The 6,129-nt window shown below is 65.8% G+C and carries 7 protein-coding genes; 2 read left to right on the top strand and 5 right to left on the bottom strand.

What is annotated here, in order from left to right; genetic code table 11:
• Together ACFXN1_RS43170 and ACFXN1_RS43175 are read left to right on the top strand one after the other, a co-directional pair.
• Positions 1–333, top strand: a 333-nt coding sequence (locus ACFXN1_RS43170) for a zinc-binding dehydrogenase (protein ID WP_379463911.1), incomplete at its 5' end; no start/stop codon positions are given.
• A gap of 544 nt (positions 334–877) precedes the next feature.
• Positions 878–1,285, top strand: a complete 408-nt coding sequence (locus tag ACFXN1_RS43175; RefSeq protein WP_379438588.1) for a hypothetical protein — start codon at positions 878–880, stop codon at positions 1,283–1,285.
• Positions 1,286–1,930: 645 nt separating this feature from the next.
• On the opposite strand, the gene ACFXN1_RS43180 is transcribed toward ACFXN1_RS43175, so the two are convergent.
• From ACFXN1_RS43180 to ACFXN1_RS43200, 5 genes are all read right to left on the bottom strand, one after another.
• Positions 1,931–2,404: an alpha/beta fold hydrolase gene (locus ACFXN1_RS43180; protein ID WP_379438587.1), complete on the bottom strand. Its 474-nt coding sequence runs from the start codon at positions 2,402–2,404 to the stop codon at positions 1,931–1,933.
• 16 nt (positions 2,405–2,420) lie between these two features.
• On the bottom strand, positions 2,421–2,960 hold the full coding sequence (locus tag ACFXN1_RS43185) for a YceI family protein (RefSeq protein WP_379397720.1): 540 nt from the start codon (positions 2,958–2,960) through the stop codon (positions 2,421–2,423).
• Between the two features lie 44 nt (positions 2,961–3,004).
• Entirely contained in the window at positions 3,005–3,913 is a 909-nt protein-coding gene (sigJ, locus tag ACFXN1_RS43190; protein ID WP_379438585.1) for an RNA polymerase sigma factor SigJ, read from the bottom strand.
• Positions 3,910–5,097: an NAD(P)/FAD-dependent oxidoreductase gene (locus tag ACFXN1_RS43195; RefSeq protein ID WP_379438584.1), complete on the bottom strand. Its 1,188-nt coding sequence runs from the start codon at positions 5,095–5,097 to the stop codon at positions 3,910–3,912. Before ACFXN1_RS43195 ends, sigJ begins: the two co-directional genes overlap by 4 nt.
• Positions 5,098–5,266: 169 nt before the next feature.
• Positions 5,267–6,094, bottom strand: a complete 828-nt coding sequence (locus tag ACFXN1_RS43200) for an SDR family NAD(P)-dependent oxidoreductase (protein ID WP_379463913.1) — start codon at positions 6,092–6,094, stop codon at positions 5,267–5,269.
• Between the last annotated feature and the right edge of the window lie 35 nt (positions 6,095–6,129).

A 6,129-nucleotide genomic window follows, 5' to 3' on the forward strand; every position in this document is an offset into this window, starting at 1 on the left:
CTTCAGAACGACTCTCTGGAAGACATCGGCGGAGTCGATCTGGTCTTCGATGTCTTCGGCGGAGACATCCAGAAACGGTCGGCGGATCTCGTTCGAGCGGGAGGAACGCTGGTGACCGTCACCGGGCCGCCCGAGGCTCGACCCGCCCACGGACTGGCGATCGGCTTCGTCGTCGTATCCGACCGTGCTCAGTTGGGCGAGATCGCCCAGCGGGTGCGAGACGGACGAGTGCGGACGAACATCGGCGCAGTTGCGACCCTCGACGACGCCGTCGCCGCCTTCAACCCGACCAAGCGACGCAAGGGAAAGACGGTCATCCGCGTTCGTCCGTGAGGACCCGGGATAGCGACCGGTCCGGCCCTCCTGTGGATCAGCATCATCGGCATGGCCAGGCCGGTGAGGGGCCGATTGGTCCGCCGCAGATTCGGGATAAGGCCGACCGCACCTCGGTTTCCGCCACAGTCCGAGTCGGGGGTGTCGGCTTCGGATCTGAAACTCTTAGGAGTTCGTCGTCTGCCCATCCGGCGTCGATGTGTCTCAGGTAGTGCAGAGTCGAGGGCACCTTCACCCTTCTCATGCCACCTACAACCTTCTGTAAGGAGAATCGTCCGCGGCGGGTGCCCGCGCGTTCGGAAAACGATCACCTGCCGAACACGAACACTCCTGCCAGGCGAGGGGCGTTCCCATAGCTGATGGTGTTCGGAATGTCGTTCGTTTCGGGCCGAGTCGGCTCGGCAGGTCGCCGGGTGCGCCGCGGACACGGTTGTACGACTGCACCCCCGAGCCGGGGACCACGCGGTGGCACTCGACAACTGCCCCAGGAACAAGGGGCACTCAATCCTGTTTCAAATAAAACAATTTCACATATCTTCCGTCGGTGAACACCAACAGCCGCATGCTCCGGGTCGGGCTGGCAGCCCTCGCGCTCGCCGCAACCCTGTCGACCGTTGCAGCCCCCGCCGCAGCCGACATCCCCCTCGTGCCGCTCTCCTCGTCGAGCACGTCCGATATCGCCGACGTCCCGACCGGAAATGGGCAAGGAACCCCGATAACCGGTTCGGCCTCGGGTTCGGCGAGCGGAAGCCAGCAGCTCATCAACCCCCTCAGTGCCGCGCCGGTCGGAAGCAACACGGTCGCGGGCACGATCCTCGATGCCCTGGGGTACTCCGCCTGCTCGAACCTGAACGGCACCTCCCGCCCGGGCACTGCCCTGGGCACCATGGCCGCGCTGTTGATCGCCCTCACCACCGGCACCCTGTACGGGTCCCCGGGGTGCCCGTCATAACCGGAAACCGCACAGTCCGAACCGGATTCGCCGTCCCCGTCCTCGCCACCACCGCGGGGACCCGCCACGGCCGCCATCTCCGTCGGTAAACATGCGGAGGGTGTGGCGGTGGACCCCGGCACCCACACCGCCTACAACACCAGCTACTACGACGCGACGGTGTCGGTGATCGTGGGGGCGTGACGGTGCGGATACGACGCTTCCTGCTCCCCAACACCGCCGGCGAACCCCTGTGCGCCCCACCGCTCCTCACATTTTCGGGCACAAAACGAGAACCCGCACAAGTTCTTGTGTCGGTGTGGGGTACACCCGTGCCCGGCACCCTCGATCCCCTTGCACGGCCGTCGGAATAGAGTCCGCGCCGGTTCTTCCGACACTTGCCGGTGTCGGTTCTTGGACTCCAGCCCGGCGCATTCCCACGCGCAGAAGGGATTCGGCGAACGATGCACGCGCGTGTCCGACCGCGCGGGGTGACGAGTTGTTCGAGCTCACCGATGCGGTGCTCTGCGCGCAGGGCGCGGTGCGGTCGGTGGTGGAGTCGACGTGACCCCGGAGCATCGCCGTGAGCACGGGGCGCTCTACGACCGCCTCAACGACGGTCGGGTAGATGTCCAGCGGCTGCGGAAACTGTTGTCCAGTATCGGTTTACCGAGATTCAACGATGATCGCCTCGGCGACCGAACCGCTCAGGGAATGTGCCAGTACGGACGCACGGGCAATGCCGACCGCGGACATGAACAGCCGCAGAGCCTCTGTCATGGCCCGCACGTCATATCCGAAATCCGCGTCGTGCAGCGTGGTGAACCCCGAACCAGGCAGGTCGACCGCATAGACAGTGTGATTGGCGGCCAGTGCGCCAATGATGTCGCGATAGGTGTACGACCACAGCGTGCCACCCGGCAGCAGAACGATGGGCGGCCCCTGACCCGCCTCCAGGAAATGAAAGCGCGCCACCGCGGTCTCGACGAACCGGCCGCCGTCGAGAGCCGGCAAATCCGCATGGCTGTCCGCACTCGATACCGCCGCTGGCGTCACCACGCTGAGGTGCAACAAAGCGATCATCGCTGACAGCGCGCGCAACCACCGGCGTCGACGGTGCGAGTCCGAGTCGATATCCACTCGATTCTCTTTCCGCTCAAGACTTCCGGATTACTGCAACATCGAACTGCAGCACCACCTTTGGGCCGACCATGCCTGCGGCCGCCTTCCAGTGCACTCCCCAGTCCTTGCGGTTGATCGTGACGCTGCCGGTGAAATCGATCCGGAGGGCGCCGCGCGGGTCGGTCTCCGCGCCGGTCAGCTCGAATTCCATGGTGATCGGCCGGGTGATGCCACGCATGGTCAAGTCACCGGTGACCTCGACATTCGCCTCGCCGGACTGATCCACCCGGGTCAGGACGAAAGTGATCGCCGGGTGGTCGTCGACACCGAGGAATTTCTTACCCAGCAGATCGTCGCGCTGCCGATTGCCGGTGTCGATGCTTTTCGCCTGGATCGTGAGCCGACCGCTCGACCTCGGTGGTGCGTCGAAGTCGAGGTGCGCGTTGCCGTCAAAGGTTCGGAAGTTCCCACGCACCCTGGTGGCCATTGTGTGCCGGGCGATGAAGCCGATCCGGGTGTGGGCTGGATCGAGGACATAGTCGCCGGTCAGCTCGCTGAGTTTGTTGGTTGACATGGTCTTTCACTCCTGAGGACAAATGGTTTGCTGCGACGGCTCGCCTACAGTGGGCGCCGGGCGATCGTGCGCGCGATTGAGAGGGCGGCGAGCTTGTCCGGGTTGCGGATACCGTAACCGTTGACGATCCTGTCGCCGGCCAGCTCGAGGAAGAGGACCGCTTCGAGGCGGTCGCCGGTGTAGATGGCCACCGCTGGCTCGCTGTTGCAGTTCACCGGCTCGATCCGGATGTCGGGTCTGCGCAGCATCGAGCCGAACAGCGCCATGAGAGTCGTGGCCACTTGCGGCGCACCCGTCATCATCTGACTCACCGCAGTGGCCTTGCCGCCGCTGTCGGTGGTCCAGGTGACATCCGGTGCGAGCATCGACAGCAGACCCTCCATGTCACCGGTCGTCGCCGCCGTCATGAACAGTTCGGTGAGCTCGGCGGTACGCGCGGCGTCGACAGGCCCGAACCGGTTGCGCCGCGCCTGCACATACCGGCGGGCCCGGTAGGACATCTGCCGCACCGCGGCGACGGATTTGCCTACCGCCGCGGCGATGTCGTCGTAGTCGAAGCCGAACACCTCGTGCAGGACGAACACCGCTCGTTCGTCAGGGCTCAGCGTTTCCAGCAACACCAGCATCCCCATCGACACCGATTCGGCCAGCACGACATCGGTCGCGGCGTCCTGTTCGGTCACCAGCAACGGCTCGGGCAGCCATGGGCCGATATAGTCCTCGCGACGCCGGATGCCGGCCCGCCGCGTGTTCAGCGCCTGCCGGGTCACCAATTGCGCCAGAAACGATTTGGTGTCCCGCACCGTAGCGAGATCCACCCGCGCCCATCGCAGATAGCTATCCTGCAGAACATCATCGGATTCTGTTACCGAGCCGAGGATTTCGTAGGCGATCGTGAACAGCAGCGGCCGTAACAGGGTGAATCGCTCGGCATGCTCGTCGGTGCTGCTCACGGGTTCGTCACCACTTCGCCACCGCTCACCGAATGTTCGAGCCGCCTGCCGCCCTTGGCCCAGAACAACACGCCGGGCTTGCGCGCTTCCCATCGGATTCCCGACACCGTCCATTTGGTGGCCGTCTCCTTGATCGGCGCGCCGATACGGCCACCGAGGTACGCGTTCACAGCGGTGTCGTCCTTGCGGGCGAACTGTACGATGCCGGCCCGGCGGCCGAGGCTGACATTGGAACCCAGGAACGCCAGGTCCAGCACTGCGGGCCGAGCACCGCTGATGCCGGCCAGAATGGTGTCCGCGGCCGTAGCGCCGAGCGGCCCGGCGGCCTGGCAGCTCATCCGCAGTGGCACGCCGGATGGAGCGGCGGCGTCACCGGCCGCAACGATCCGGTCGTCGTCGACGCTGGTCAGCGTCTCGTCGGTGAGGAGCCGACCGAGCCCGTCGGTGTGCAGGCCGCTGCGTGCGGCCAGGTCCGGAACACCGAATCCAGCGGTCCAAATGGTGGCTGTACCGGGTACCACCCTGCCGTCGGCCAATACGACCCCATCCGGCAGGACCTGGGCCACCCGCACCCGCTCGAGCACCTCGACCCCATTCCTGGCCATCCATCTGGCCACCAACCGCCGCCCTCGCTCGGAGAACGTCGGGGCCAATCTATCGCCGCAGACCAGCGTGACCCGATGGCCCTGTTCGGCCAGCTCGGCCGCCGTCTCGACCCCGGTCAGCCCCGCACCGACGACGGTGATCGCCGCCGCCGACGTCCCCTCGATGACGGCGCGCAGCCGCTCCGCGTGCTCCAATTCCGCTATGGGGTAGGCGAATTCGACTGCTCCGGGTATGGAGGCGGGCACCGCCGCAGTACTGCCGACCGCGTAGACGACGTAGTCGTAGTCCAACGCGCGGCCGGATGCCAACTCCACGGTCCGTGCGGCCGTATCGATTCGAATGGCGTCGTCGACCACCAACCGCACGCCCGCACCGAGCAGCGTGTCGTAGTCGATCGCGACCTCACCGGTTCCGGCCACGAACTGATGCAACCGCAGGCGCTCGACGAACCGCGGACGAGAGTTGACCACGGTGATCTCGACGTCGTCGCGCTGCCGCAGACGGTTGGCCGCCACGGTTCCGGCGTAGCCGCCACCGATCACCACGACCTTCGTACAGCTGCTGTTGTGCTCACTCATGTCCTCGGGACACCGCCCGCCACCTCGACATAACAACACGTGATGCAGGTCACCAGGCCAGGTAGGGCCGTGATCCACGATGGTCACGAATGGCGAAAGCCCCCACCCAACTCGAGAAGCGCTCTCGATTCGGGTGGGGGCGTTGCCTTTCCGTGGGCATGTCGACGAATCAGGCTGCGGGGGTGTGGCCTTGCGCCTCGATCGCGATCTTGTGCCAATCGGCCCAGGTCGCCAGCCGGTCGGCGTAGACCTGCGGAACGATCTCGTTGCCCTGCGCCCCGAAGAACACCCGCAGCGGCGGGTTGTCGCTGTCGACGATCTCGAGCAGCGCCCGCCCCGCAGCGGCCGGGTCACCCTGATCGAGCGTCTGCGCGTAGGTGGCGAAAGCCGCACGGAGATCGGCATACCGTGGGTCGATCTCGGCGTGGACGGCGCCGGCGGCGCCCTCGGTCGCGTACGAGCTCGGTTCAACAACGGTCACCTTGATGCCGAAGCCCGCAACCTCCTGTGCGAGAGACTCGCTCAGACCTTCCAGCGCCCATTTCGACGCATGGTAGGCGCCACCGAGCGGCCACGCGGCCACGCCGCCGACCGAGGAGATCTGAACAATGTGCCCGCCACCCTGCTCGCGCAGCCGCGGCAGCACCGCCTGAACAACCCACACCGCGCCGAACAGGTTGGTCTCCAACTGATCTCGCAACTGTTGCTCGCTCAGCTCCTCCACAGCACCCAGTACGCCGTAACCCGCATTGTTCACGATGACGTCGAGACGACCGAAGTGTTCTCCGGCGCGCTCTACAGTCGCGAACACCGCCGACCTATCGGTCACGTCCAGCTGTAGCGGAAGCACCGCGTCGCCGTAGGCGGCGGCCAGTCCGGCAAGGTGTTCGGCGTTCCGGGCGGTCGCGGGGAACCTGTCGCCGCTGGGACGGGCGGGCCCGGCGGAGCTGCGATCCAGGCAGTGGGGGGGGTCTGTAACACAAAAAACTTTGTTCATGTTGATTTTCGTTCTTCTTTGGGAGGAATCCCAAC

The organism is Nocardia sp. NPDC059154 (genome assembly GCF_042755705.1).
Taxonomy (GTDB): Bacteria; Actinomycetota; Actinomycetes; order Mycobacteriales; family Mycobacteriaceae; genus Nocardia.